26 protein-coding genes and 1 riboswitch are annotated in these 25,412 nt (G+C 60.6%); of the genes, 7 read left to right on the forward strand and 19 right to left on the reverse strand.

Annotation, left to right across the window (positions count from 1 at the left end; translation table 11 throughout):
- Window position 1: 1 nt before the first annotated feature.
- The 9 genes from AB1576_11650 to AB1576_11690 form a co-directional block, all read right to left on the reverse strand.
- Window positions 2-1,177 carry an MFS transporter gene (locus AB1576_11650; protein MEW6082398.1) on the reverse strand — a complete coding sequence of 392 codons (1,176 nt, stop codon included), beginning with the start codon at window positions 1,175-1,177 and terminating at the stop codon, window positions 2-4.
- Entirely contained in the window at window positions 1,161-2,177 is a 1,017-nt protein-coding gene (locus AB1576_11655) for a branched-chain amino acid ABC transporter permease (GenBank protein MEW6082399.1), read from the reverse strand. The genes AB1576_11650 and AB1576_11655 overlap by 17 nt, the downstream gene beginning before the upstream one ends.
- Window positions 2,178-2,181: 4 nt before the next feature.
- Complete coding sequence (locus AB1576_11660; GenBank protein MEW6082400.1) at window positions 2,182-3,060, reverse strand: branched-chain amino acid ABC transporter permease; 879 nt, start codon at window positions 3,058-3,060, stop codon at window positions 2,182-2,184.
- Window positions 3,061-3,132: 72 nt separating this feature from the next.
- Window positions 3,133-3,888 carry a hypothetical protein gene (locus tag AB1576_11665; GenBank protein MEW6082401.1) on the reverse strand — a complete coding sequence of 252 codons (756 nt, stop codon included), beginning with the start codon at window positions 3,886-3,888 and terminating at the stop codon, window positions 3,133-3,135.
- A 370-nt stretch (window positions 3,889-4,258) separates the two neighbouring features.
- Entirely contained in the window at window positions 4,259-4,891 is a 633-nt protein-coding gene (locus AB1576_11670) for a corrinoid protein (GenBank protein MEW6082402.1), read from the reverse strand.
- A gap of 74 nt (window positions 4,892-4,965) precedes the next feature.
- Window positions 4,966-6,399 (reverse strand): trimethylamine methyltransferase family protein, encoded by a 1,434-nt coding sequence (locus tag AB1576_11675; GenBank protein MEW6082403.1) that lies wholly within the window; start codon window positions 6,397-6,399, stop codon window positions 4,966-4,968.
- Between the two features lie 34 nt (window positions 6,400-6,433).
- Window positions 6,434-7,432: a proline racemase family protein gene (locus tag AB1576_11680; GenBank protein MEW6082404.1), complete on the reverse strand. Its 999-nt coding sequence runs from the start codon at window positions 7,430-7,432 to the stop codon at window positions 6,434-6,436.
- A 35-nt stretch (window positions 7,433-7,467) separates the two neighbouring features.
- A complete protein-coding gene (locus tag AB1576_11685; protein ID MEW6082405.1) occupies window positions 7,468-8,916 on the reverse strand; it encodes a trimethylamine methyltransferase family protein in 1,449 nt (482 codons plus the stop codon).
- Between the two features lie 204 nt (window positions 8,917-9,120).
- On the reverse strand, window positions 9,121-10,875 hold the full coding sequence (locus AB1576_11690) for a sigma 54-interacting transcriptional regulator (protein ID MEW6082406.1): 1,755 nt from the start codon (window positions 10,873-10,875) through the stop codon (window positions 9,121-9,123).
- A gap of 131 nt (window positions 10,876-11,006) precedes the next feature.
- Here AB1576_11690 and AB1576_11695 point away from each other — a divergent pair, with 131 nt between their 5' ends.
- The gene (locus tag AB1576_11695) at window positions 11,007-12,464 is read left to right on the forward strand and encodes a trimethylamine methyltransferase family protein (protein ID MEW6082407.1); all 1,458 of its coding nucleotides are present in this window, start codon (window positions 11,007-11,009) and stop codon (window positions 12,462-12,464) included.
- Between the two features lie 101 nt (window positions 12,465-12,565).
- On the opposite strand, the gene AB1576_11700 is transcribed toward AB1576_11695, so the two are convergent.
- Both AB1576_11700 and AB1576_11705 read right to left on the reverse strand, forming a co-directional pair.
- Window positions 12,566-13,213 (reverse strand): corrinoid protein, encoded by a 648-nt coding sequence (locus tag AB1576_11700; GenBank protein ID MEW6082408.1) that lies wholly within the window; start codon window positions 13,211-13,213, stop codon window positions 12,566-12,568.
- Window positions 13,204-14,529, reverse strand: coding sequence for a PocR ligand-binding domain-containing protein (locus AB1576_11705; GenBank protein ID MEW6082409.1), 1,326 nt, complete (start codon window positions 14,527-14,529; stop codon window positions 13,204-13,206). Before AB1576_11705 ends, AB1576_11700 begins: the two co-directional genes overlap by 10 nt.
- Window positions 14,530-14,845: 316 nt before the next feature.
- On the opposite strand from AB1576_11705, the gene AB1576_11710 reads away from it, so the two are divergent.
- The 5 genes from AB1576_11710 (at window position 14,846) to AB1576_11730 (ending at window position 19,389) form a co-directional block, all read left to right on the forward strand.
- A complete protein-coding gene (locus AB1576_11710; protein MEW6082410.1) occupies window positions 14,846-16,048 on the forward strand; it encodes a M48 family metallopeptidase in 1,203 nt (400 codons plus the stop codon).
- Window positions 16,049-16,134: 86 nt separating this feature from the next.
- Window positions 16,135-16,314, forward strand: a riboswitch (cobalamin riboswitch).
- A gap of 89 nt (window positions 16,315-16,403) precedes the next feature.
- A complete protein-coding gene (gene cobU / locus AB1576_11715; GenBank protein ID MEW6082411.1) occupies window positions 16,404-16,976 on the forward strand; it encodes a bifunctional adenosylcobinamide kinase/adenosylcobinamide-phosphate guanylyltransferase in 573 nt (190 codons plus the stop codon).
- Window positions 16,977-18,035 carry a nicotinate-nucleotide--dimethylbenzimidazole phosphoribosyltransferase gene (cobT, locus tag AB1576_11720; GenBank protein MEW6082412.1) on the forward strand — a complete coding sequence of 353 codons (1,059 nt, stop codon included), beginning with the start codon at window positions 16,977-16,979 and terminating at the stop codon, window positions 18,033-18,035.
- Window positions 18,036-18,043: 8 nt separating this feature from the next.
- Window positions 18,044-18,793, forward strand: a complete 750-nt coding sequence (gene cobS, locus AB1576_11725; GenBank protein ID MEW6082413.1) for an adenosylcobinamide-GDP ribazoletransferase — start codon at window positions 18,044-18,046, stop codon at window positions 18,791-18,793.
- Window positions 18,790-19,389: a histidine phosphatase family protein gene (locus AB1576_11730; GenBank protein MEW6082414.1), complete on the forward strand. Its 600-nt coding sequence runs from the start codon at window positions 18,790-18,792 to the stop codon at window positions 19,387-19,389. Before cobS ends, AB1576_11730 begins: the two co-directional genes overlap by 4 nt.
- On the opposite strand, the gene AB1576_11735 is transcribed toward AB1576_11730, so the two are convergent.
- The 8 genes from AB1576_11735 to AB1576_11770 form a co-directional block, all read right to left on the reverse strand.
- Window positions 19,386-20,021: a TraR/DksA C4-type zinc finger protein gene (locus AB1576_11735; protein MEW6082415.1), complete on the reverse strand. Its 636-nt coding sequence runs from the start codon at window positions 20,019-20,021 to the stop codon at window positions 19,386-19,388. The two genes, AB1576_11730 and AB1576_11735, sit on opposite strands and share 4 nt — an antisense overlap.
- A gap of 69 nt (window positions 20,022-20,090) precedes the next feature.
- Complete coding sequence (locus AB1576_11740) at window positions 20,091-21,353, reverse strand: ATP-binding protein (GenBank protein MEW6082416.1); 1,263 nt, start codon at window positions 21,351-21,353, stop codon at window positions 20,091-20,093.
- Entirely contained in the window at window positions 21,350-21,853 is a 504-nt protein-coding gene (locus AB1576_11745) for a hypothetical protein (GenBank protein MEW6082417.1), read from the reverse strand. Before AB1576_11745 ends, AB1576_11740 begins: the two co-directional genes overlap by 4 nt.
- A 26-nt stretch (window positions 21,854-21,879) precedes the next feature.
- Window positions 21,880-21,999: a cyclic lactone autoinducer peptide gene (locus AB1576_11750; protein MEW6082418.1), complete on the reverse strand. Its 120-nt coding sequence runs from the start codon at window positions 21,997-21,999 to the stop codon at window positions 21,880-21,882.
- A gap of 2 nt (window positions 22,000-22,001) precedes the next feature.
- Window positions 22,002-22,604, reverse strand: coding sequence for an accessory gene regulator B family protein (locus AB1576_11755; protein MEW6082419.1), 603 nt, complete (start codon window positions 22,602-22,604; stop codon window positions 22,002-22,004).
- 26 nt (window positions 22,605-22,630) lie between these two features.
- Window positions 22,631-23,008: a response regulator gene (locus AB1576_11760; protein MEW6082420.1), complete on the reverse strand. Its 378-nt coding sequence runs from the start codon at window positions 23,006-23,008 to the stop codon at window positions 22,631-22,633.
- A 126-nt stretch (window positions 23,009-23,134) separates the two neighbouring features.
- The gene (locus AB1576_11765) at window positions 23,135-23,659 is read right to left on the reverse strand and encodes a DUF2179 domain-containing protein (protein MEW6082421.1); all 525 of its coding nucleotides are present in this window, start codon (window positions 23,657-23,659) and stop codon (window positions 23,135-23,137) included.
- Window positions 23,660-23,661: 2 nt separating this feature from the next.
- Window positions 23,662-24,102 (reverse strand): DUF1893 domain-containing protein, encoded by a 441-nt coding sequence (locus tag AB1576_11770; GenBank protein MEW6082422.1) that lies wholly within the window; start codon window positions 24,100-24,102, stop codon window positions 23,662-23,664.
- Window positions 24,103-24,236: 134 nt separating this feature from the next.
- On the opposite strand from AB1576_11770, the gene AB1576_11775 reads away from it, so the two are divergent.
- Window positions 24,237-25,403 carry an aminotransferase class I/II-fold pyridoxal phosphate-dependent enzyme gene (locus AB1576_11775; GenBank protein ID MEW6082423.1) on the forward strand — a complete coding sequence of 389 codons (1,167 nt, stop codon included), beginning with the start codon at window positions 24,237-24,239 and terminating at the stop codon, window positions 25,401-25,403.
- Window positions 25,404-25,412: the final 9 nt, after the last annotated feature.

The raw sequence follows: 25,412 nt of genomic DNA on the forward strand, positions 1-25,412 counted from the left end.
CCTAGATCTCCGGGCACCCCCTCCTTTCCCTGAGACACCTGGCCAGTATGAAAAGGGCCGGAACCATTACCAGAGCATTCACATAGTAGGTCACGCCCGGGGAGAGACTCTGGGCCACCAGGCCACCCGTAGCCGGGCCCACGATCATTCCCACGCCCACCATGGTCTCGAATACCCCCGTGGCCGCCCCCCGGCGATGGGCCGGGACACAGCGGGATATCAGGGCTATGCAGGCCGGGAATACGCTGCCCAGGCCCACGCCCAGGGCGAAGGCAGACGCTATCATCGCCATGCCATGGGTCAGGGTCCCAACAAGCACTGAGGCCACAACGGCTATCCCCAGGGCGAACATGAGCACGGGCACGGAGCCGTACCTGTCCGACATCATCCCGGCCGTGGTGAAGGCTACCACACGGCCAAACCAGAAGGTTGCCATCAACACGCCTACCATGGCCTCGGTACCCAGGATGCCCAAGGCATACAGGGGCAAAAGGACCATGGTGGCATGCATTGCGAAACTGTAGAGAACTGCCACGATGTAGGGGACAAGGGCCATAAGACCGCGGGGAGCCTCCGTCCCCTGCCGAGCGCTGGCCTGGGCCTGCTCGTCATGGGTCTGCCTGGGTATCCGCACTAAGGCATAGAACATCACTGTTGCCAGGAGGGACAAGGCCAGGGCCGCCCTGAAGGCAAAGCCATGCCCCAGGCCGGCTGATATCAGACCTGCCAGAATACTGCCTCCCACAAAGCCTGATCCATAGACAGTACTGATGAACCCCATGAGCCTCCCAGATCCCTTCTCCGTGGCCATGTGAGTGGTCAATGCCTCAAGGGAGCACCACCAGGTCGCCCAGCCAATCCCCTCGAGGACCCTCGCGGCCCCGAGGTGCGGTATGGTGGACGAGGCGGAGTATCCCAGGTAGGAAGCAAGGGTGAACGCCATGCCTGCCAGCATGATGTTCTTGGTGCCCAGGCGGTCCGACATCAACCCGGAGGGAATAGCGGACGCCAGGTAGGCAATGCCGTAGAAGAGCCCCAGCATTCCCACATCAAGGTGGCTCCCTCCCACTCTACCTGCGAAAAGGGGGACCACGGTGGCGATTATGCCTGTTCCCAGGCTGAACAGCCCCACAACAACAATGAGGTATACCCGTGACCCCTTACTTGCCTTGTTCATGACCTAACCCCAGGTCCACCGTCTTTGAACGCCAGCGATTGGCCCTTCGCAGCAGGCCCTCGTATGCGGCATTGAACCCGCCGGGGTAGAAAACCATGATGAGGATGAGCATGACACCGTAAATGACCAGGCGGAGCTCCATCAGGTGCTTCAGGTACTCAAACGCCGGGATCAAGACAAAGCCTGCCAGGAGTCCCCCCCAGATGCTGCCCCTGCCCCCCACATAGGCCAGGGTAAGCACCTGGACCGTGTGCCGTGTGTGCATGACGTCAGGGGTGAGAATGCCCATGAAGTGCGCGTAGTAGGCCCCCAGCGCCCCGGCGATGGCGCACGACAGGGTGAAGTTGATCACCTTGTACTTGGTTGGGTTCACCCCTGAGGCCTGGGCGGCCTCCAAATCCTGTCCTATGGCCTTAAAGGCGAGGCCTACCCTGGACCGCGTCACTGTCCTCAGCAGGATCCAGGTGAGAAGGGTGAAAGGCAGTAGTGTATAGTAGTACGGTAGCTTGTGGGCGGTATCAAAGAATAGTGGCACGTTGAGCCCCAGCTGGCCCCTGGTGAGGTCCACTAGTTGCGTTGCCAGCGCCATGAGGTTGAGTCCCACAAACCAAGACATGACCGCGGCGAATATGCCTCTGAGGCGCAGTGTCAGCACTCCGGTAAAGAACCCCACGATGGCCGCGGATAAGGTTGCGAAGATGATGCCCAGCCACGGGGACACCCCCAGCCTGACGGCCAAGAGTGCAGAGGTGTAGGCTCCCAAGCCCCAGAAGGCTGCATATCCAAAGTTCACTATCCCAATGAAGCCCGTGGTGAAGTCGAATCCCATGGCCAGTGTGCCGAAGAGAAGGCTCGAGATCATGAGGTGGAGCAGGAACTCGCTCTTAATCACCTGGGGCGCCAGCACCAGGAGAATGCCGATGAGCGCTACATGCGGCGAAAGCCCGATGCTTGCCATTCTGGACAACAGGGTAGCCCTCTTGAAGTCCTGTTCCGTCACCTTTTCATACCCCCTTGGCCGCCGTTCCGAACAGCCCAGCGGGCTTTAACAGCAGGATCAGTATGATTATTGAGAGGCTGAAGATGTCTTGCCATCCAGCACCCAGAGTGTAGTAGGAAACGGTCTCAAGGAACCCCACTACCAGACCTCCCAGAATGCTGGCCCCAATGTTGCCCAGGCCCACAAGGATAACGACGTACCAGGACTTGTACAGGGGCATTAGTCCCATGGTAGGGTAGGCAGGGTTAATGGAGAGGAGAAGAGCCCCGGCGACACCTGCAAGCATACTAGCCAGGGCGAAGGTGAGGGTCTGGATCTTGTTCAGGTCTATGCCCACCAGCATGGCACCGGTTTCATCCTGCGACACCGCCCGGATGGACCGCCCTGTGGTGGTCTTGCTCAGAAAGAGCCAGAAGATGGCGATCATTAGGGCCGCTACCAGGAAGCCCGCTGCCCTGTCCATGGGTATGCTCATGCCCGACACGAAGGAAACGCTGCCGGGCCAGTACTGCCTCACGCCACGGAACTTGGTGCCCCAGACCGATTGGGCCAGGTTCTGCATGGCCACGGAGAGGCCAACCGTCAGGAGGAAGGTGTTCATGATCCACTGCTCTTTTGACCTCCTGCGAAGCGGGTAGAACACACTCTTCTCCGTGAAGCCGCCCGCAGCGAAGCCTGCTATCCCCGCGATGATGATGGCGGCTATGGGGTTCAGACCCGCCGCGACCGAGAAGAAAGCAACGTAGGCCCCGAGCATGTAGAACTCTCCGTGGGCGAAGTTGGGGATATTCATGACGCCAAACACCAGTGACAAACCCACGGCCATGAGGGCATACAGGCCCCCGCGGAGTATTGAGGTGACAGTAAGGTCCCACCATTCCATGGACTTCAGCTCCTTGCCTGTTCTTTCGTGCAGTGCTGGCTTTTGGCTCCCAGGAAATAGCCAGGATCCTTGTCAGGGACGGGTAACTGCCTCCCAGCAACTCCTGACACAGATCCCACATACCTCGTCATCTAGGCCAAGTGCATCGATCCGCTGGCGGCACCTCTCCCGGTACACGTCCTGGTCCTCCTCACCCACGTACTTGTCCAGGATGGGGCAGGCGCTTAGACATGCGGTGCAGTCACCACACTCCCCTGCCTGGCGCGACTCCACCTCCATCATCCCCGGCAGGTACAGGGTGGCCATGCGAAAGGCAGCCCCCCACTGGGGCGTGACGATTAGCCGGTGCCGCCCCCTCCAGCCGAGGCCGGCAGCCTCTGCCACGCTCCGGTGGGACGCGGAGTGAGGGAAGTAGTCCCGCACATGAGAAGCCTGGCTTACGAAACCCTCCAGTGTAGCGCCTTCATGGATGCCCCCAAATCTCCCGGCAAGGGCTTTTGCCACCCGGTCTAGGGCGTTGTTCAGGAGGGTGTAGGCGTGGGCGTACTCATTCCAGCGGCTGCCCTCGGGGGGCCGGGCCACCCAGTGGCCGGGAATGGCCTCGATCTCACCAGGGTGGTAGGCCATGGCCAGGGACACTGCCACTATGTCCTTCCACTTGACCCCCAGGACTTGAGTCTTGTCTCTCAGGTAGGCCTCCTGAGGGGGTATCCACCTCACTCCGGCCAGGGATACAGCAGCCAGTGACCCCTGGCGCCCGTAGTCGTGGCAGAATGTATCGAATTCCTTCTTAATGTCAGTCCATACCGGCGCTTGGCTCTTCCCCATTCCGAGTCCCTCCCCGTCAAGGCCCCTTGAAAGGTATGGCTGTTATTCGCCCTGGCCGGGCCAGTCCCTCTATACTGCACTGGAAAGCCCACTGGTAATACCAGGCAGGAGTGGGTTTTCTACCACGCTGGCTCGCGTTTGCATTGATGGCTTTGAGTTTCGCCTAGTACTAGGCACTGCCTTTGTAGAATCCTCCGTTGTTCTGGTAGAATTCTCAGAAACTAAGGGTAAAAGCCTTTCCAAGTCAAGGCCGGTCTTTTTCCCCATTTCACCGGGGCATTCCCTATGCCCAAGGACAGTGATCCCGTGAACAAAAAGGAATTGGGCTCTTGTCGGGTGTAGACAGAGCCCATTCGCCCCAGGGTACCCCTTAGCCCAGCAAGCCCTTGGCCAGGTCGGTGGCGGTCACGGCATCCGGGGCATAGCCGTCAGCGCCGATCTCCGTGGCGAAGTCCTGGGTTACCGGGGCGCCGCCGATCATGACCTTGACACTGTCTCTGAGGTTGGCCTCCTTGAGCGCATCGATGACATCCTTCATAACAAGCATGGTCGTGGTCAGGAGCGCGGACATCCCCACGATCTGAGGGGAGTGCTGCTTCACGGCATTCACGAAGGTCTCCGCCGAAACGTCCACCCCCAGGTTCACCACGTTCAGGCCCTTGGACTCAAGGAGCATGGCCACGAGGTTCTTCCCGATGTCGTGGAGGTCCCCCTTGACCGTCCCGATGACCACCGTCCCGGTTCCTGCCCTGCTAGCGGAGTCCAGGTGAGGCTTGACCAGGTCAAGGCCCATGTTCATGGCCTTGGCCGCCATCAGGACCTCAGGCACGAACATGTCGCACCTTTTGAACCTCTCACCCACCACGTTCATGCCTGCCATGAGACCCTGATCCACGATGTCCAGGGGCTTGGCACCCCCATCCAGGGCCTTCTTTACCAGTTCCTGCGACTTGGCGGGATCCCCCGCGATTACCGCTGACGCGATCTCCTCGAAAAACGCCACCTGGTATCCCCCTTTTCCTGCTCGTACTCGCCCGCGGGCTCTCCTGAATGGCCCTGGCGGCGAACCCAGTCAACCTACCGTGCCCACCACTTCTTCTCCATCTGGTCCAGCCTCGACTGGACGCCCGCGGCCAAGGGCGCTGGCCTGTGGCTCTCCAAGATCTCACAGGCCTTCTCCCGCAGCACCTGATCCAGGGGCTTCATGCCCTCCATCTGAGCCAGCTGGTACCTGCTCCGGTCCAGGTGTTTGGTCCGGTGCAGTTCCCGGAAGTGCCTGAAGGTGTGTTCCTCCGCAACGAAGGTGCCCCCCGGCCCGACCCTGCCAATGATGTCCAGTGCCAAGGTTTCATCGGAGACCTCCACGCCCTTCATGAACTGCCGGATGTATCCCGCTAGTTCATCCATGAGAAGGTGCCCCTCAAAACTCAGGACCTCGGAGTGGTCCAGGAACCCTGTGTCATGGATGAGGTTGGATCCGCACATCACTGAGGCCAGGGCTGAAATGCCGTATTCCATCCCTGCCTGTGCATCCAGGAACTTGGAGTCGCTGACCCCTGCAGTGCCGAACATGGGAAGGTCATAGTAGTGGCTCATGTCGGTCAGGGCCGAACACAGGAGAGGCAGTTCCGGTGTGCCATAGGAGTAGATGGTGGTGAGCATGTCCATGGCCGAGGGTATCCCGCCGAAGACACTGGGGGCTCCTGGCTTCACCAGCTGCTGCATAACGATGCCGCTGACGCTCTCCGCGGTGCCTAGGGTGATTATGCCAGCGTAGGTCACCGGCGCGGTGGCCCCGCCCATAGGCATCGGGGTATTCACAACAGGCAGGCCCCTCTCAACGGAGCGTAGCGCCACCTCCAACCCGTAGCCATGAACCAGGGGGGTGATGGGCTCCGTGTAGACAATGAGGAAGGGCCTCTCGGCCAAGGCATCCGCCCCGCCGCTGATGGCAACCAGCATCTCGTACACGTCCTCAAACACATCCATCTCGTTGCAGCACATCAGGATGGGTTTAACGGTGTTGGACACTGTCTCCTTGAACTCTACCTGGGTGGCAATGAGGGATGGAACATCCCTGACCTGCCCCAGGAGCATGATGAACTCCATGTTGGGAAGGTAGTCGTTCATCCGGGCGAACTCGGCCACATCCGCGCGGGTGCATGGGCGACGCTCACCCGTCCTGGGATCCAGGATCTGGGGGCAGCTGGCACAGCCTCCGAAGTGGCTCCGGCGTCCCCCCAGCTCGAGGGCCTCGTTGCCCAGGCGGTCCCACACCGTGAAGGACGATGGGGCCTTCTTCAAGGCCTCTTCCACCAGGCCCTTGGGTATCTTGACGATCTCCCCTTCAACGGTGGCCCCAGCCTTCCTGAGGATCTCCCGGCCCTCCGGGAGTTCAACCTTTACGCCAACGGTTTCCAGGACCTTGAGTGTGGCCCTGTGTATTCTCTCGCACTGTTCCTCGGAGAGCACCCTGAAAGAGGGCGAGTTCACCTTGCTGCCGTCGATCATTCGTTCTCCCTCCTGTTGCCTGGCTACATCCCCCTCACAGGCGAAAGCCCATCTTCAGCGGGTCATCGGGGTGCATTACCAGGTTGTTGAGGCCCGTGATATGGGCTCTAGCAGTGATAGTGGGCTGAACAGCATCGAATTCTCCTACCTTGGCCTGGCCAACAAGCCGCCCGGCAAAGAGCGTCCCCAGGATGCTCTCGTGGACGAACTCCTGGCCCAGTGGCAGCTTGCCCTTGGCATGAAGGGCTGCCATCTTTGCCGAGGTGCCGGTACCGCAGGGTGACCGGTCCACCTGTCCCTCCCCGAATATCACCACGTTCCGGGCGTGAGCCCGGGGATTTGAGGGAGGCCCAGAGATCTCCACCAGGTCAATGCTGCTGATGTGGGTCTGGACAGGGTGCCTGACGGGGAAGTCCTGGAGCTCCCGGAGTATCCTCATGCCGATCTGGACCAGTTCGCCGAGGTTCTCCAAGGAGATCTCACCTACCTGGTCCGAAGAGACTATCCCAAAGAAGTTGCCTCCGAAAGACACATCAACCTTCACATCGCCATGACCTGGCACGGGAACGCTGACATCGCCGGCAAAGAGGAATGAGGGAACGTTTGTGATGGTCACCGACTTCACCAGGTCGCCCTCCATCACTGCCTTGGCTCTGACAAGCCCTGCCGGCGTGTCCAGGACCACCTCTGGCTCGCCCTCCCTGGAGGCGACCAAGCCTGTTTCCAAGGCCGCGCTGGCCACGCCGATGCAGCCGTGCCCGCACATGTTCAGGAAACCGAAGGTGTCCATGAAGATCACACCCAGGTCAGCCTCCGGATGGGTAGGTTCCGTGAGGACCGCCCCGAACATATCGGCATGCCCCCTGGGCTCCCTCATAAGGAAGCCGCGGAGGTGGTCCAGGTTCTTCATGAGGTAGTCTCGTTTCTGGGCCATTGTGGCGCCGGGAAGGTAAGGAAACCCTCCGGTGACTATCCGCGTGGGCTCACCCTCAGTGTGGGAATCCACAACGGTAATGAGCCTTTCAAAACGCATGGCAATCTCTCCTTCCGCTTATCCGGACGATGGCGTCAGGCCCTGGCGTCAGCGGCATCCACTATGGCCCTGATATGCTTCAGCGTGCCAGCGGGCAAGGGTTCAACCCTGTGTCCCTCGAGAACCTCCGCCGCTCGTTCGTGCACCCTCTGGCCCAAGGTCTTCCCGCCCCCGGCCTTCCAGGCATCATAACGCTGGCGGGTAATGAGGTCAGAAAAGGTCAGTTCCTTGCGGAAAAACCGTGTTGTGTGCTCCTCTTCCAGGAAGTGGCCACCAGGTCCCACCGACTGGGTGACGTTGACGGCCAGTGTATCGTCGTTAACCTCGATGCCCCTGATGAACCGTTTCGCCATTGCAATGACCTCATTGCTGAGGACCATCATCTCCACGGACCCAGTAGACCCGTACTCGATGTAGCCCACATCGTGGATGAGGTTTCCCCCGCTGAGGGCGTTCACCAGGATGGAGAAGGTGGCCTCCACCGTAGCCTGCTCATCGAAGGCCGGAGAGTCACTGCACCCGGCAGTGCAGAACAGGGGGATCTTCGTGTACTGGGCCACATCGGCCAGTGCCGCCTGGAGCAGGTCGAACTCCACGGCACCGTAGGAGAAGAGGGTGGTTCTCATGTCCATCACGGTAAAAACGCCACCCAGTATGAAGGGCGCCCCCTCCCGGACCAGCTGGTGGAGCACCAACCCGCTCAGGCTCTCAGCCAACCCCGAAGCGAGGGTGCCCGCCAGCGTGGCCGGGGCGGTAGCCCCCGCCATGGGAGCCGGAGTGTACACTACCGGGATGCCAGCCTCGGCGGAGCGGATCAGCTTATCCACCGCTTCAAGGGGGTGCCTGAGAGGGGATATGGGTTCGGTGTACATGGCCAGGATCGGGCGTTCGGCCAAGGCCTGGGGGCCTCCAACCACAGCCTCAGCCATGGAGATTATGTCGTTGTAGCCCTCCAGGTCATGGGCGGTCACCACCACGGGCTTCCCGGTGTTGAGGAGCATGGCCTCATACTGGTGCCTGTCAGAAGAGAGGGTCGGAACGTCCTGGACCAGTCCGAGGGACATGCAAAAGTCCAGGTTCTTCAGGCCGTCCAAGGCCTTGGCCGCATCGGCAACATTCTTCTTGGTGGTACGGTTCCTCTGGCCCGTCCAGGGGTCCACGAAATTGGGACAATCAGAGCCGGTTCCGAAGTAGATCTTTGTGCCCTCCAGCTCCACGTCACCCTTGCCAGTCCGGCTGTTGTGGAGGGTCACCTTTGAAGGGGCCTGAGTCATTGCCCTCTCCACCATGGCCCGGGGGAATCTCACCCTGATGCCGTCAGCCTTGGCACCAGCCTTCCGGAGCATCTCCAGGGCAGGTTCGTGATGGAAATCCGCCCCCGTCTCCTCCAGCAGCCTGAGGCTGGCATCAAGGACCCTCTCGATATCGCTGTCTGCCAGGACCCTTAGCCTCATGGACCTGCACTGACTAGTCTCACACGACACTTGTATCCCTCCCAGCTTGTCAGAAGACACCAAATTAGCACTTAGCATTCCCATCTACTGGCGCGTAGAGAGCATTCAGCAAGTTCCGTGCCACACCCGGAGAAGCCGGAGCCACTCCCCCTTTGGCCGGGCCTCCTGGGAAGCGCAAATAATATTTGCATAACTGGCGCAAGTGGTACTGGCAGCGCCAAGCATTCTTGCGTTTCAGCCCTGCCGGAATTCTTCGAGCCTCAGCCCCATCTTCTTGAGCCGGTACTGCAGGTTCTGGCGGCTGAGACCCAGGGACCGCGCCGCCCGGGATACATTGCCCTGGTGGGCACGGAGGGCCCGGTTCAGGAAGGCTCGCTCTGCGTCCTCCATGGCGACACGGAAGGTTTCGTGCTCAATGGGAGGCTTTGCCTCTTCCGCCGTGGCAGGGTGAAGGAAGTAGTAGGGGAGGTGCTTGACCTCGATGCATTCCTCTCCAGGGGCCACCATGTTCAGTGAACTCTCCACGCAGTGTTCAAGTTCCCGTACATTCCCTGGCCACGGGTGCTTAAGAAACAAAGCCATGACCGCGGCCGAGGCAGACTTCACCTGCCGGCCAAACCTGCGGTTGTACTTTCTGATGAACCTCTCGGTGAGTTCTGGGATGTCCTCCAGGCGCCTTCTGAGAGGCGGCAAGCCAAGGTAGACCACACCCAGGCGGTAAAAGAGGTCCTGCCGGATGGTGCCCTTCTCCACCGCCTTCAGGGGATCCACGTTCATGCTGCTGATTATCCTGGGGGTGACCCGCCTCTCCTTGGTGTCACCCACCCTCCTGATGGTACCCTCCTCGAGAACCCTTAGGAGCTTGCTCTGCAGGAATGGCTGCATGGAGTTGATCTCGTCCAGGAAGATGGTTCCCCGTGAGGCCTCCTCGAAGAGGCCTCGCCTGTCCACGGCACCCGTGAAGGCCCCCTTGCTGGTACCAAAGAGGATCCCCTCCAGGAGTCCCTCGGGAATGGCCGCGCAGTTTATCGCCATGAAGGGCTCTCCGGTCCGGGGGCTGTTGCGGTGGATGCTCTGGGCGAAGAGTTCCTTACCGGTTCCCGTCTCCCCGTGGATGAGAATGGGGGAATCCGTCCCGGAAGCCTGCCGGGCTTCCCTTATGACCCGGAGAAAGGAGGGATCCTGCCCTGCTATGTCCTCAAAGCTATAGGTGGCCTCCAGTGAGCTCCCCTCGGCAACAGGCGTCGTCGAACCCTGTATCTTCATCTCCATCTCTCTCCACTTGTCCGAGAACCTCCGGGCCATGCTGTAGTCCTTTGTTATAGCCACGGCCCCCACCATGTTGCTGTCCTCGTACAAGGGCACGGCCGTGCATATTATGTTTACCATCTTGCCGTACTTCGTCACATAGGTCTGGTGCTCATTTATAATGGGCTTCCCTGTTCTCATGGCCCTGACCATCAGGCTGGATTCCGGGGCCAGCCTGTATACCTCACTCACGTGGCGGTAGAGCGCATCGGAGCGGCGCATCTCGTCTATCTCCTCTTGGGAACGGTTCATGAAGATAAGCCGGCCGTCCCGGTCGACCACCTCAATTCCCTCGCTTATGGAGTTCAATATGTTCTCGTAGCTGTTCTTGGTGGTAACGGTGTTCCTCAGCTGGTCCTTAAGCAGTTCTACCTCTGTGTAGTCCCTGATGATGAGGGCGGTGGGACACCCCTGGCAGCCCCCGGCCAGAGACACCCGGCAGATCTCCAGGGTCCTCCCTCCTTGGGCATCCCTGATCTCCCGGGTTATCCGTGAGCGGTCGCTGGGGAAGGTTAGGTGCGGGAGGGCCTCCTCAAGGCTGCGCCCCTCGATTGAGGCGGCACTGTTACCCAGGAGTTCCAGGGCGCTTGGGTTGTGGCCCCGGATGAAGCCCTCAGCATCCACTAGGACTACGCCTATGGGAAGTGCGTCGATGATCATCCCTTGGGTTGCTGGATCCATGGATTGATCCCCCCGGTAAGAGACACTATTCTACTATTACGGGACATTACCTCCCGGAGGGAATGGCATGGACCTTGCAGAAACATCTGGCAAGGACATCTTCCGGAGCGTGAAAACCGGGTGAAAGGAGAATGACCGTGAGGAGCAATTACGTAGCGAACGCCACCGCGCAGTTCCGGATCCTCTCCCAAGACCAGGTCGAGGAGATCCACGCGGGGACCATGGAGGTCTTGCAGAGGACGGGCGTTGAGGTGCACCACCCGGAGGCCCTAGACCTCCTGAAGAGGGCGGGTTGCCATGTGGACGGGCCCCGGGTCAGGATCCCCTCCTGGCTGGTGGAACGCTCCATCCGGTCGGCCCCGTCCCGGGTTGTGCTGTGCGGCCGTGACGGCAGCCGCAGGTTATTCCTGGAAAACCGCAACTTCCACTTCGGTCCAGGGGTCACCAACCCCTTCATATCTGATCCTGTCACAGGCGAAAGGCGCCTTGTCACCCACGGGGATGTGGCCAACACTGCAAGACTGGTGGATTCCTTGCCAAACCTGGATTTCGTGATGTCCCTGGCAATGATAAGCGATGTGACCAAGGGACTCGCCGACGTCTACGAGGTCGAGGCCATGCTCTCCAATACCACCAAGCCAATAGTGAGCTGGGGCTTCGGGGTGGAAGGCTACCGGGACATCGTGGACATGTGCATTGCCGTGGCCGGAGGACTGGAGGCACTCCAGAAGAACCCCTTCATCTGCCTCTACTCCGAACCCACCACACCCTTGCAGCACTCCTTCGAGGCCATGGGCAAGCTCCTCTTCATGGCTGAGCACAACCTCCCCTGCATATATACGCCTGCACCCATGGCGGGAGCCACTGCTCCGGCTACCCTCGCGGGGGTACTGGTGATGGGGAACGCCGAGTGCCTCACCGGTGTCGTGGTCAGCCAGTTGAAGCGGGAGGGCGCCCCCATCATAATGGGCGGGGTCCTGACCGTGATGGACATGCGATCCACCCTCTTCAGTTACGGGGCGCCAGAGATGCCCCTCCAGAGCGCAGCCATGGTCGATGTGGCCCACTACTACAAGATACCCTCTTTCAGCACGGCCGGCTGTACCGATGCCAAGACCTTAGATCTCCAGGCGGCGTCGGAGCTCACCTTCAGTGTCCTCTCCGCGGCCCTCAGCGGGGCCAACCTCATACATGATGTGGGCTTCCTGGAGTATGGGTCCTCGGGCTCCTACGAGATGCTCCTTCTCGGAGACGAGGTGATAGGGATGGCCAAGCGCCTGGTGAGGGGGATCGAGGTTACCCGGGATACCATGGCCCTGGACATCATCGACGACGTGGGCCCCGCGGGCCACTTCCTCACGCAGGCCCATACCTTCCGCCATTTCCGGGACCAGCTCTGGACGCCGCGGTACTTCGACAGGAACCGCTACGACTTGTGGAAGGCGGAGGGCCAGATAGACATGGGGCAGCGATTGAGGGATGAGGCAAACAGGCTCATGAGGGAGCATTCGGTGGAGCCCCTGGACAAGAAGGTCGTGGAGGGGATCGAGAGGGTTCTCGCCAGGGCCGAAGCGCGGGTGCGCGGGTAGTCACCGGCAAGAAGGCGGGGCAACGCCTGAGCCTACGGAGAAAACTGGTCTTCAGGGATCGGTTCGTCCTTTGCGTGGGCCACTCCGGGGAATCCCGAGTCTCAACCTGTGATCCAGCCGGCACACAGGGTTGCCCCTGAAGTGGCATCGTGCCCGTAACCGTCGGCACCGATGTCGTCGGCGAACTCCCGGGTTACGGGCCCGCCGCCGACCACCACCTTCACGGTGGACCTGAGGCCGGCCTTCTCCAGTGCCCTTATCGTCTGTTTCATGGAGAGCATGGTGGTGGTAAGGAGGGCTGACATCGCAAGCACCCTAGGTTTGAGCTGGGCCACGCTCTGGACGAAGGCCTCCGGGGGCACGTCTATGCCTATATCTACCACGTCCAGGCCCTTGCTTTCCATGATTATCGCCACCAAGCGCTTACCGATGTCGTGGAGATCCCCAGCAACGGTCCCTATGACGATCCTCCCCTCCTTGCTCGGGTGGGTCTGGGCCAGGAGCGGCTTCAGCACGTACAGGCCAGCATGCATTGCCCGGGAACTCAGCAGTACATCAGGTATGGCCATGCTTCCGTTCCGGAAGCGCGATCCAACCACATTCATGCCCTCCAGGAGCCCCTTGTCCACGATCTCCTCGGGGGAGTGCCCCAACCTGAGGGCCTGCTCGGCCAGGAGTTTTACCAGGGAAGCCCTGCCGTCTATCAGGCTGGACTTGATATCCTCATACACGTTGCTGTCTAGGTCCACGTGGCCTCCTCCTCTTCCGCGTTCCGCTCCAGCATGGCTTCGGCGTATTCCGTGGGGGTCATGAACTCCTCCTTCTTGAACACCTTCGTGAAGTAGCTGGGGTCGGAGAAACCTACCCTTCTAGCCACATCCGATATGTTCAGGGACGGGTCGGCAAGGAGCTTCTTGGCCTCGTCCATGCGCTTCCGCGTAAGGTACTCCATGATGGTGACTCCCAGCTCGTCACGGAAGACCTGGCTAAGGTAGCCTGGACTCAGGTGCGCCACCTTGGCTATGTCTTCAACCCCCAGGGGACGGTCAAAGTTGCCATCCACGAATTCCCTCGCAGCCTCCAGCGCCTGGTGGTGCTTACCCACAGCTGGTACCACCTCCTCCAGGTACTCGTCAAGTACCTGGTTGACTAGGAAACACACCTCCTCAACAGAGGGAGCCTGGAGGATCTCCCCTATCCGCTGGGGGGTGGTCTCCAGGAGCTTCTGGATGCCTGCTCCGCCCTCTATGGCGCCACGAGACAGGACCACCATGATCTCCAGGGCCCTAGCCTTGATCACATCTGGGCGCCCCGCATTCTTAAGAAGGAGCTCGGCCAGCATGTCATTGAGGGTTTGCCTGGCCCCTGCCTTGTCTAAGGACTTCAGCTTGCGCACCAGCTGGTTCTCCATTTCCAGGGAATAGGGGCGATGCCCCCCTCCCCCGATCATCAACTCCAGTTCCTTCTTGGCCTGGATGGCTTCGCCCAGGCGCATCTGCTGGCGGGTGATGCGCCTTTCCTGGCGCAGGCTCTGGATCCCCGCCTTCATCATGTACTCGCCCACGGTGAAGAGAAGGTCAGCCGCGGCCTGCACCTGGCTGCCCGAGACAACTGGCAGTTGCTTGGCAGCCTCTATCAGCCGGGGGAGGCTTACATTGAGGCCCCTGGTGAACTCGGAGACCTCTATCCAGAAGAAGTCCTCGGGTTCCCACATTAGGACCTGGCCGCAGATGATGGTGGCCACGGGTTTCCGGGAGGAAATGATGGGAGCGCTCCAGAGGATAAGGCCGGCGTGGCACCGGAATATGTAGGGCTCCCCAAACTTCGCGGCCTGGACGCCCGCCCTGGCGTAGGAGCCCTGGCACTTCTCCAACCCACCACTGGCAGTCCGGATAATCTGGCAGAAACGAGGCTGTCCCTCCTCGTAACCGGGAGGCGCCACGGTCACCCTGCCATCTGTGTCCATGACGGCAGCCCTCAGCCCAGTGGCCTCCACGAAGGATCGCAGGATTCTCCGGAGGATCCTCTCGTTTACGAAGGCCTTCAGGCTGTCTGATGCAGGCATATCCATTTCGCTCCTTGGGGACCAAGTGAATCCTGGCTTAAGCCAGGGGCTTCCAGACTTGTCCCGGGATTTCTCTCTTTTCCCGGTGCGGTAGCGGGTGGCCGGAAAACCGCAGCCTGGACCCGGGCGTGACTGCCCTTCATGAGATTAGTACTACTGACCCGCGATAAATCCTTCCGCGGCCAGATTCCACCAGTACCTAGGCTCAAGCCGGGAATGGCAAGTGACCTTGGAAGGAGGCGAGGTATCTCACAGGGAAATCCTGCATAGAATGCCCTGTAGCATACCAAGATCTAAGGATCGAGGAGGAACCGGGGTGGAAAGGCCCTCCATCGTAACGGCCGGCCTTCTGGCAGCCACGGCAGTACTGGTGGTCTTCTGGTTCGTTTCTTCCCGCTTCCCTGCGGCGGATACCGATGCGCTAAGGCACTTCTCCACGGAGTTTCTCACTCGGGCCCAAGCGTACAACCGCGTGCGCTATGGGATATTCGCAGGCCGCAACCTGGCACACCTGGGCGTGCTGGCCCTCCTGGTGGCCGGGGCACCCTGGCTGGCCGGCAGGGTCGTAGCCCTCATGGGCGGCAGGCCAACCCTGGGGGCCCTTGCCTTAGGCTTGGTCATAGGCTCGATCCTCCTCCTGGCAGATCTCCCATTCGGTTTGTGGCGCTACCAGGTGGACACGTTGGCAGGCCTCTCCACGATGCCTCTTGGGCTCTGGCTCAGCGACACCCTGAAGGGCTTCCTCCTGGCCCAGGCTATATCATTGCCAGCCATCGCCGTGTTCTTCTTCCTGGTACACCGGTTTTCCTCCAGCTGGCACCTCTTGGCCGGGGCTGGCCTAGGGGTGTTCCTGGTGATCAGCGCTGCGCTGGCACCCTTAGTGATTGACCCTCTCTTCCACAGGTTCTGGCCCCTTGAGGACAAAGCCATGTACCAGGAGATCCGCCACATGGCCCAAGACGCCGGCATCGAGGTTCGGGATGTCCTGGTTATGGACGCCAGCCGCCGGACCACCCGGGCCAACGCCTACTTCACAGGGGTGGGGAGGACCCGCCGGATAGTCCTGTACGACACGCTCACAAACCAGTTCCCGAGAGGGGAAACCCTCATGGTGGTCGCCCATGAGATCGGTCACTGGAAGGCAGGTCACATTACCAAGGGCATAACCCTAGGCACCCTGGGCTTCCTTGCCTTGCTGGGGGTCATCCGGGTAACGATAGGGACCAGGCCAACCGTAACCCACCTCCCCCTCGTCTTCCTCATATGGTCCCTGGCAGCCCTCCTGTCCATGCCTGTGAACAACGCCATTTCCCGGGGCTTCGAACGGGAGGCAGACGGCATTGCCCTGGAACTGGGGCAGGACCCCTCAGCATGGATCAGCCTGGAGAAGCGGCTGGCAGCGAAGAACCTGGCCGATGTGAATCCCCATCCACTGGTCAAGGTGGTAGTCTTTACCCACCCCCCGATCCTGGAGAGGATAGCCACGGCGGAAGGAGCGGGACCTGGCAGGGCCGAGTAGGGGCAGGCCAGGGAGACGCTCCCTGCCCCGGGCCCCTAGACCCCTTGATTACCGGACCCCTAGTGGTGTATGATGTGTCCATAAGTCCATATCATGGGCAAACGGGTGCTCCCACCAGGGAGTTAAAAGGGAATCAGGTGCGAAGCCTGAGCGGTCCCGCCACTGTAATCCGGTAGTAGCCTGCAGGCACCACTCCGTTTCCGGGGGAAGGTACAGGCTTTCGATGACCGGTAGCCAGGAAACCTGCCTGTGCGCTTGCGTGCTGGCCTTCGTGGGAAAGGGAAGTGCGGATGCTTGAGAGGTTCTCGCCCCCCGGGGGTGGGGATCTCTTCTTGCTTCAAAGGGGGTGGCAGGAATGCCCGGTCCTGCAAAACGTCCTGTGATACTGGTCACCGGCGGAGCCAGGAGTGGAAAGAGCACCTACGCGCAGAGGCTTGCGGAAGGAATGGGAGGAAACATCCTGTTCATTGCTACCGCTGAGGCCTTGGATGAGGAAATGGCCTTACGGGTGGAGAGCCACAGGGGGTCCAGACCTCCCGGGTGGGTCACCCGGGAGGAACCCCTCAGCCCCGCGCGGGCCTTGGAGGCAGTCCCACCAGGCACCAGTGGGGTTGTGCTGGACTGCCTGACACTTCTCTCTGCCAACATACTTCTAGAGGATCCTGGTGCCCAGTGGGACAGCGTGGAGGCTGAGATCATCTGGGAACTGGAGGCATTTCTCAGGAAGATCCGGGAGCTCGGGCTAGGCGCCATCGTGGTCACCAATGAAGTGGGTATGGGCATCGTGCCTGAGAATTCCTTGGCACGGGCCTTCAGGGACCTGGCGGGAAGGGCAAACCAGTTCATGGCAAGCCAGGCTGACTATGTTTACCTGATGGTGGCGGGAATACCCGTCAGCGTCAAGAGCCCCGAAGGGAGGACCCCGTAGATGCAGAAGCTGCAAGACACACTTGATTCCATCAAGCCACTGGATAAGGCCTCTATGGAAGGCGCCCAGAGGAGGCTGGACAGCCTGACGAAGCCCTTGGGAAGCCTGGGTCGCCTTGAGTCCATCGCGCGGCAAGTTGCAGGGATCATGGCAGACCCTGTTCCCCAGATCAGGGGCAAGGTAATAGTGCTCATGGCAGGAGACCACGGGGTGGTGGAAGAGGGGATAACCGCCTACCCGCAGGAGGTCACCGTCCAGATGGTGGCCAACTTCCTGAATGGCGGGGCAGCCATCAACGTCCTGGCTCGCCAAGTGGGGGCTGGCATCGCCCTGGTGGACATCGGCGTAAACGGGGATGTCCCCCGAGGTCCCGGGCTCCGCAGTCTCAAGGTGTCCCGGGGGACCCGGAACTTCCTGAAAGGGCCCGCGATGACCCGCGAGGAGGCAGTCAAGGCCTTGGAGACGGGGATCACCGTGGCCTGTGAGGAGATAGAGGCCGGCGCTGACTTGATCGCCACCGGGGACATGGGAATAGGCAACACCACCGCCAGTTCCGCCCTTCTCGCGGCGTTCAGCAACTGCCCCCCGGAACAGGTTGTGGGAAGGGGAACAGGCATAGACGACGAAGGGCTGAAGAGGAAGGTAGAGGTGGTGGCCCGGGCCCTGGGGATCCACCGGCCTAACCCCTCCGATCCCCTGGGAACCCTTGCGAACCTAGGTGGACTGGAGATAGCAGGGTTGGCCGGGGTCATCCTGGGCGCCGCATCCCGGCGGAGACCCGTGGTGGTGGACGGGTTTATATCTGGGGCCGCAGCCCTGGCGGCCTGCGCTATCAAACCCCGGGTCAGGGACTACCTGATCCCTTCCCATCTCTCAGCCGAATCCGGCCACAAGGCAATGATGGCCGCCCTGGGCCTGGAACCCGTCATAGTACTGGACATGAGGCTGGGAGAGGGTACCGGTGCTGCCCTGGCCATGTTCCTGGTGGAATCATCCCTGAGACTCATGCGCGAGATGGCCACCTTCGAGGGGGCTGGCGTTTCCACGGCCCTGGAATAGGAGGATCCATGAGGGCGTTCCTCATCGCTGTCCAGTTTCTCACCAGGATCCCGGTGAGATTGGGGAAACCCCCTTCCGAGGGGGAGATGGCAGCCTCTGTTGCCTGTTTCCCCCTGGTAGGCCTCATTGTGGGGGGTATTTTGGCCCTCACCCACGTGGCCCTTGGCCCTTACCTGCCCCCCATGGTGGAGGCATCCGTGCTCCTGGTTGGCTACATCCTGGTGACCGGGGGCATCCACCTGGATGGCCTCATGGATACCGTGGATGGGCTCTCGTCCTCACAAGACCCCGAGCGTATCCTGGCGGTAATGAAGGACAGCAGGGTAGGCGCCATGGGCGTTGTTGCCGCCACCGTCGTGATCCTGGCACGTTACTCAGTGTACGGCTCGCTCCCCGGCACCCTGGCACCGGGCCTCCTTGTGGCCGCCGCAGTGAGTTCCCGCTGGTCCATGTGCCTGTGCATGGTCCTGGCTCCCTACGCCAGGCAAGGCTCAGGTCTTGGGCGTTCCTTTGTAGAGGCACCCAACGGCCCCAGGCTCCTGGTGGCAACCCTACTGGCGACGGCCATTGCCCTGGCGGCCTCCGGGTACCAGGGCTTAGGGGCACTAGGGGCCTCAGCGGTTGCCACTGGACTCTTCGCTGCAATGCTCAGAAAGCGAGTTGGAGGGATTACCGGGGACACCTTGGGAGCCCTCAACGAGATCACTGAGGTCACCTCTCTCCTGGTGCTCGTGGTCCTGGCGGGGATGAACCCGTGAAGGCAGTGTGCTTCTTCGCAAGGCACGGCCAGGCCGGTAACAGTGAGCCCAGGATCCTCGGGACCACAGACCTCCCCCTGGGAACCCGGGGCATGCGGCAGGCCCAGAAACTAGCCCAACGCCTTGAGGGTGTCCCAATTGAATGCGTGTGGTCCAGCCACCTGGCCAGAGCCCGGCAGACTGCGGAGGCCATAGCCTGGGCCGTGGGGGCCCCCTTGAGACTACACCCTGGGCTTGGCGAAATGAACTTCGGTGACTGGGAGGGAAGGTTTGCCCGCGAGATCCTCTTGAGTGAAGACTTCTCCCGCTGGGCAAGGCACCCGCTGGAGAACTCCCCTCCCGGGGGTGAAACCCTTCTTGGCCTGAGTGAGCGAGTGCTCGCAGCCTGGGAGGAAGTACTTGACTCCTGGGCAGGGGGTAATATAGCCGTCGTGGCCCACGGGGGCCCCCTGAGGGTCCTCATCGGGCACCTCGTGGGCATCCCCCTGGAGGCCATCCACCGGATTTGCCAGGACCACGCCGGCCTCAGCTTAGTCACGATGGAGCCGGAGCCGCGCCTCCTCCTCCTGAATGACCCCTGCCACGCACAGGATTAGCCTCTCCTGGGCCCCCTGTTTCTCCTTCGACCGGGCCTGGTGTCACTGGCATCGGAGGGAAGCCTCTCCACACTCTCGACCACGCCCCTGGGCTCATCGAAGTCTACGAAGGCATCCTCCACCCGGCGGGCTCCAGGTACGTCGCTGGGGGTGCTGGCCGTCCCGTACCTGGCCACATCCTGCCAGGCATCCTCGCTGTCATAGATCAGGCTCTCCCGGCGCTCTGGAGTCAGAGCGCGCTCCCGGGACACCGAGGCATCAACTTCCAAGGCTCGGCTCTTCTCCACCAGGTCCTGGCAAGGAAGGCAAAGATCAGCCTGGGGAAGCGCGTCAAGCCTGGCAGGGGAGATGGGCATCCCACACCGGCCGCACCGGCCGTAGGAGCCCTTCTCTATCCTGTCCAAGGCCTCTTCAACCTTTCCCAGATCCAGCCTCATCCGGTCCCCAAGCGCTGCGTCCTTCTCTCGCTCCAGGGTCTCTGTGCCCAGATCTCCAGGATGGTTGTCCGCCAGGGAAAGCTCCTGGGTACTCTGGCGCAATGACTGCGTACGAGCATCCCGGCGCCCCTCTATAGCCTTTATCAGCCGTTCCCTCTCCTGAACCAGCCTGGCCTTGTACCCGGATACGTCCATTTTCCTTGCCCCCTTAGGCAAATCGTGCCCCGGCACGGCCGGGGCTTTCCCTGACAGATTGTGGAAAGCCTAAGCGGTGGCTTTCCCCTGGGGCAGGAATATGGTGAAGATGGAGCCCTTTCCCTCATTGGAGGACAGGGCTATCTCGCCTCCATGCTCTCTCACGATCTTGCTGCATATCGCCAGCCCAAGGCCCATTCCCCGGGCCTTCGTCGTCACGAAGGGGCGGAACACCTTCTCTTGCAGGTTCTCAGGGATCCCGCACCCCGTGTCCTGTATGCGTACGATTACCCCATCCCCCTGGGTTGCCTTCTCAACGCTGATGGTAAGATACCCCTTGCCTTGCATGGCCTCGGAGGCATTCCGGAACAGGTTTACGAAAACCTGCTTCATTTCCTCTTGCTTCATGAGTACCTCCGGCATACCAGCATCTATGCGTTTCACAACCTTCACGCCTGGGCTGTCAGCGGTAAGCGCCAGCATCAGGCTTTCATCGATAAGGTCATCCACTTTGACGGGCTGCAGGCCCTCGCCAGCCGGTCTGGAAAAGGCGGCCATCTGCCTTACTAGTGCGTTCATGCGATCGGCTTCCTTGAGAATGAGGTTGACGTACTTACGCTCTACCTGGCCCTCCACCCTTGGCATGATCATCTGGAGGAATCCCCTTATGGCTGTCAGCGGGTTCCGGATTTCGTGGGCAGCCATGGCCGCAAGTTCCCCCAGGGCGCTGAGGCGTTCCGCCTGGAGTACCTGCTCCTGCAGGTTCCTTATCTCCGTGACGTCCTTGAGGAGAATGACACTCCCCACCACACTACCGGCATCATCCTTCAGGGTACCCACGTCCGCGAGAAAGTGGTGCTCCTGGCCATCCCGGATCAGGGTAAGGGAATGATCTCGGGCCTCGCCCCCTGTCTCCTCCAAGGGTATAGCCAGCGCTGGGCTTATCTCGACAAGGCTCAGGCCCTGCAAGGGCTTGCCCCTCAGGCCTAGAAGGTCCAGGGCAGCACTGTTGGCGTAGGTTACCTTGCCACCCGTGTCGGTGGTTATTACCCCCGTGCTTATTGCCTCCAGTATGAAGGAATAGCGTTGTTCCATTAGGCGAGAACGAGCCTCGCTTATGCCGAACCTGGCTATTTCCCTGGCTATGATGATCGAAGCCAGTGGGAGAGCGCAGGCTACCACAAGTACAGTCAGGGCCATGGCAGTGGGCGGCAAGGTGAAGAAGAACTTCTCGGCCCGCCAGTAGTTATGGGCATAGAGCAGGAGCACCAGAAAGGCTTGCCCCAGTATGATGTTGATCAGTAGCACGTACTTACGATCAATTCCACTCACAGGCTGGTGTTCTCCCGGTTGCCCGAAGTGAGCAGGCTTGGCAGTCTGAGAACATTTATCCCATACCTCCGGATCAGGGATGACAAGACCAGCAGTGGTGTGGTCCCGATCCAACCCATGCCAATATGGACCCAGGGCCTCTCCAGCATCTCGACCACGGTCGAACCACTTCTGGTGATGGCGAAGTAGGAAATGACCTCTCCCATTAAGAGCACTTGAAAGGCGAAGAAGGTCCCAGCAGCGGCAACCCCCAGTCTAGCCCTGCTGGCGACCTTGACCATCACGAGGAGGAAGACCAGGCATACCAGCGTGTGAGTTCCCAAGGCCCACCCCATCCATCGATATATGCCTCTTAAGAGGTAAACCGCGATGGAATGGATCAAGCCAATTCTAAACGCCGTCATCACTGGTATCCTGTATCCCACGATGCCAGGAGAGACATAGGCAAGCAAGGAACTCTCCCACAAACCGAGAAAAACCAGCACTCTGAGGTCATCCATGAAAGTGCCTCCTGTCTTCTAGCGCGCTACTTCAGTGATTTGGGCAAGTCAGGCTGGTACCACCACAGACTGCAAGCAAAGGTGATATTTGCATGCGCCAATAGGAGCAGTACAAACGACAGTAATAACAGTAGCCTGCGTTTCACATTCAGGCCTCCCTTCTTGGAAGAATGCCGTCAACTCGTCTTGCGAAGGCGAACCCAGTGGGAGTCAGGCTGAAGGCTTGCCAGGATAACCCCAGAGCGCTGGAAAACCAGATCACCGGCGGGAAGAGAATCCTGAACACCAGGAACAGAGACCAGGTGCAGATCATAACCAGGCATGCCAGGCGGAATGCCCTATGTCTTCCCGGGGGGAGGGGCTTCTGAGGGGTGGCTGCGGGAGCATGCATAAGACAGGATGATAGGATCCAGGGCAGGGTGGCTAGGGATAGGTGGTATAGTCTGTGGGAAAGCAGGCTTTCGGCCACCCTGGCGGCCAGGCCTATGACCGCAGCGACGATGGCGCCGGTAGTCGCGCACCCTAGGGGAGTGGACGAGTGTGCGCCACCGGAAAACAGCCGGAGCAGCCCACCAGAGGCAGCCGCCGCCAGCGCGTGGGGCAATACCCCTAAGGGAGCGGCGAGGGCCACCAGCATGACCAATCCCAGCAGGAACCCCCCCAGGAGCTTGAGGCCAAAAGAGAAAACCTCACCTTGATCACTGCCGGGGGCCACTTGGCGAGCGAGAGCCTCACCCACAGAATCAGCCAAGTGATCCCATCTTGAGGATGCAGCCACTAGGCACCATTCCCCGGGGTCTGGCTTGATTGAAGCAACAAGGAAACCTTTGCGAAGAGATCCGCCAGGTCAAAGGGTTTCTCCAGGAGCTCGACCCCCTCTCCTCGCTCCATAGACCTAAGGTTCAATGACGCCGAGATCACCATCACCGGGACATTCTTGAGGGTGCCGTCACTCCTGATCTCCCTCAGCACCTCCAGGCCAGTCTTCCCCGGCAACACCAGGTCTAGGATGATGAGATCCGGCTTGGCAGTCCTTATTGCCTCAATGTCCATGCCGTCGGGAAAGGCTACAGACTGGTGGCCCTCCATCTTCATGCAGTCTTCCAAGAGGGTCCTCACGGCCGTATTGTCGTCTATGACCACCACTGTCTTCATGGCGGCCCTCCCAATCCAGATTTGTAGTGCTTTTTACAGATTCACCATGAATTGACATATTCCTTCAGCCATGTAAAGAAAAGGAGAATGTCACCAACGTGACACCCTCCTAGTCTCCCTGTCTTCTCACTTACCCTTTCGATAATTCAGGAAGCCACCTTGAGCCTGGCGCGCATCCAGCACGGTTACGAAGGCCTCGGGATCCCGCTGGTTCAGGATGGACATGAGCTGGCGGTACGCCTTGCGCCTCAGGGATATAAAGAGCACCTTTGTCGGGCCCTCCCTACCCTCTCCGTGCAAAACCGTGACCCCGAAGCCCGCCTCTCTCAACTGATCGGCCATTTCCGCGGCAGGACAACCCTTGCACACTATCTCCACGGTGAGGAAACCCAGCCCTATCCTTTCCTCCACTACCCCCCCGACATAGGTGCCCGCGGCAAATCCCGCGGCGTAGGCTAGCAGGTTTAATGGATTGTCCAGTGACCCTACCACCCTAGAGAGGGCGAGAATGTATATGTAGATTTCGGCAAACCCAAGGAGGGAGGCCTCCAGCTTCCTGCCTCGAAACATCATCAGCATTCGCGTGGTCGCCAGTGTCATATCCAGTACTCTCGCGAAGAAGATGAAAAGGTAACCCCAGATAAGTTCCAACCCTATCGCTCCTCCTGGTCTCCTGGCTTGGGCTCCGGGAGATCCCCCCAGAAGCCCCTGAGAGCCTCCAACAACTCCTCTAAGTCTCTGGTCTCTTCGGACAATCGCTCTACCGGACACGGTCCTTGTCCGGACCGGTCCAGGATGCGTGGCACCAGCCTCCCATAATTGTAGTTGACGCTGGATTTTTCCAGTAGCTCCAGGGCGCTCTTGCCCATCACATCCCCGTGGAGACGGGCACACCCGGCAGCTGCGGCCCCAAGGGCTACCGCCCTTCCCACAACACGGTCCGCTACGCTTGAGCCTGACAGATTGCCTCCGAGCCTGAGGTAGAGAAGGAAAAAGGGTCTAGCGCCAGCGCCAGTCTCGCGCCCCAGGATCCGCCCTTCCTTCACTGCGGCAACGCTGAAGCCTTCCTCCAGGCACCTCCGGGCTACATCCATGTCCGTACACATGATAGAGCTTGTTCGAGGGATGTTCCAGTGATCCTTCAGCCTAGCCCAGTTTTCTTGGAAGGATTCGCACCGCCGGTGGTGGAAATACGGCGGTAACCTGCCGGGATAAAAGGGGTGACAGCATGAGAAAATCCTCGCGCCTTGAGGCCCTGTGCCAGGGCATCTTTGGCGAGATGAACGCCCGAGCACAGAATGCACGGGACCGAGGCATCGACCTCATTGACTTGAGCATTGGCAGCCCGGACCTGCCACCCGCGCCCCACATAAGGAGCCGCCTTTCCGAGATGGCAGCGGCAGCCGGCAGTTACCGTTACACTGTAACATCGCTGCCCAGCCTCCACCGGGCGGCAGCCAGCTGGTACCTCAAGCGGTTTGGTGTCCAGCTGGACCCCAAAGCGGAGGTGGTAGGCCTTCTCGGCTCTCAAGACGGCCTCGCCCATCTCTTCCTGGCTCTCCTAGACCCGGGAGACGTGGCCCTGGTTCCTGACCCGGGTTACCCAATATATTCTGCCGGTCCAGTCCTCGCGGGGGCCCAATTACACAGAATGCCGCTCCTAGGGGAAAATGACTTCCTTCCCCAGCTGGACAAGATACCCTCCGAGATTGCGGGCAAGGCCAGGGTAATGCTTCTCAACTACCCTAGCAACCCCCTGGCGGCCATTGCCAGCAGGGAGTTTTTCGAGGAGGTCGTGGCCTTCGCCAAGGCCCACGACATTGTGGTGGTCCATGACGCAGCCTACTCCGAACTGTGTTTCGACGGCTACCGGCCGCCCAGCTTCCTGGAGGCGCCGGGCGCCATTGAGGTGGGGATAGAATTCAACTCGCTGTCCAAGGCCTTCAACATGGCGGGGTGCCGGGCGGGCTACGCGGTGGGCAACAGTGACGTCATAGCGGCCCTTGCGGAGATAAAGTCCCACGTGGACTTCGGCATCTTCCTGCCCATCCAGGAGGCAGCGGTGGCAGCCCTCACGGGACCTCAGGATTGCGTCCAGGAGATGGCCCTTACCTACCAGCGCCGCCGCGACGTACTGGTGAAGGGGCTGAGGAAAGCAGGGTGGAACCTGCCGTCTCCCAAGGCCACAATGTTCGTGTGGGCCCCTGTGCCCCTTCCCATGAAGTCCAGGGATTTCGCCTTGGAACTCCTGGAGAACACCGGTGTAATGGTTACCTTCGGAAGCGCCTTCGGGGAGTGGGGGGAGGGCTACGTCCGCATCGCCCTGGTTGAACCTGAGGAGGTGCTCCAGGAGGCTGCCAGCCGGATCGCCCGCTGGGGCATCTTGCGAGGGTAGCCTGTAGGG

The sequence above is a fragment of the Bacillota bacterium genome (assembly GCA_040754315.1).
In the GTDB taxonomy this organism is placed as follows: Bacteria; Bacillota; Sulfobacillia; order DUSP01; family JBFMCS01; genus JBFMCS01.

Bases quoted from the DNA above. Each gene is read 5' to 3' on its own strand.
- AB1576_11775 (MEW6082423.1), top strand. From the start codon at position 24,237: ATGAGAAAATCCTCGCGCCTTGAGGCCCTGTGCCAGGGCATCTTTGGC.
- AB1576_11705 (MEW6082409.1), bottom strand. From the start codon at position 14,529: ATGCCTGCATCAGACAGCCTGAAGGCCTTCGTAAACGAGAGGATCCTC.
- AB1576_11735 (MEW6082415.1), bottom strand. From the start codon at position 20,021: ATGGACGTATCCGGGTACAAGGCCAGGCTGGTTCAGGAGAGGGAACGG.
- AB1576_11665 (MEW6082401.1), bottom strand. From the start codon at position 3,888: ATGGGGAAGAGCCAAGCGCCGGTATGGACTGACATTAAGAAGGAATTC.
- cobT (MEW6082412.1), top strand. From the start codon at position 16,977: ATGCAGAAGCTGCAAGACACACTTGATTCCATCAAGCCACTGGATAAG.
- AB1576_11675 (MEW6082403.1), bottom strand. From the start codon at position 6,399: ATGATCGACGGCAGCAAGGTGAACTCGCCCTCTTTCAGGGTGCTCTCC.
- AB1576_11760 (MEW6082420.1), bottom strand. From the start codon at position 23,008: ATGAAGACAGTGGTGGTCATAGACGACAATACGGCCGTGAGGACCCTC.
- AB1576_11690 (MEW6082406.1), bottom strand. From the start codon at position 10,875: ATGGATCCAGCAACCCAAGGGATGATCATCGACGCACTTCCCATAGGC.
- AB1576_11680 (MEW6082404.1), bottom strand. From the start codon at position 7,432: ATGCGTTTTGAAAGGCTCATTACCGTTGTGGATTCCCACACTGAGGGT.
- AB1576_11770 (MEW6082422.1), bottom strand. From the start codon at position 24,102: ATGGATGTAGCCCGGAGGTGCCTGGAGGAAGGCTTCAGCGTTGCCGCA.
- cobS (MEW6082413.1), top strand. From the start codon at position 18,044: ATGAGGGCGTTCCTCATCGCTGTCCAGTTTCTCACCAGGATCCCGGTG.
- AB1576_11660 (MEW6082400.1), bottom strand. From the start codon at position 3,060: ATGGAATGGTGGGACCTTACTGTCACCTCAATACTCCGCGGGGGCCTG.
- AB1576_11745 (MEW6082417.1), bottom strand. From the start codon at position 21,853: ATGGATGACCTCAGAGTGCTGGTTTTTCTCGGTTTGTGGGAGAGTTCC.
- AB1576_11650 (MEW6082398.1), bottom strand. From the start codon at position 1,177: ATGAACAAGGCAAGTAAGGGGTCACGGGTATACCTCATTGTTGTTGTG.
- cobU (MEW6082411.1), top strand. From the start codon at position 16,404: ATGCCCGGTCCTGCAAAACGTCCTGTGATACTGGTCACCGGCGGAGCC.
- AB1576_11695 (MEW6082407.1), top strand. From the start codon at position 11,007: ATGACCGTGAGGAGCAATTACGTAGCGAACGCCACCGCGCAGTTCCGG.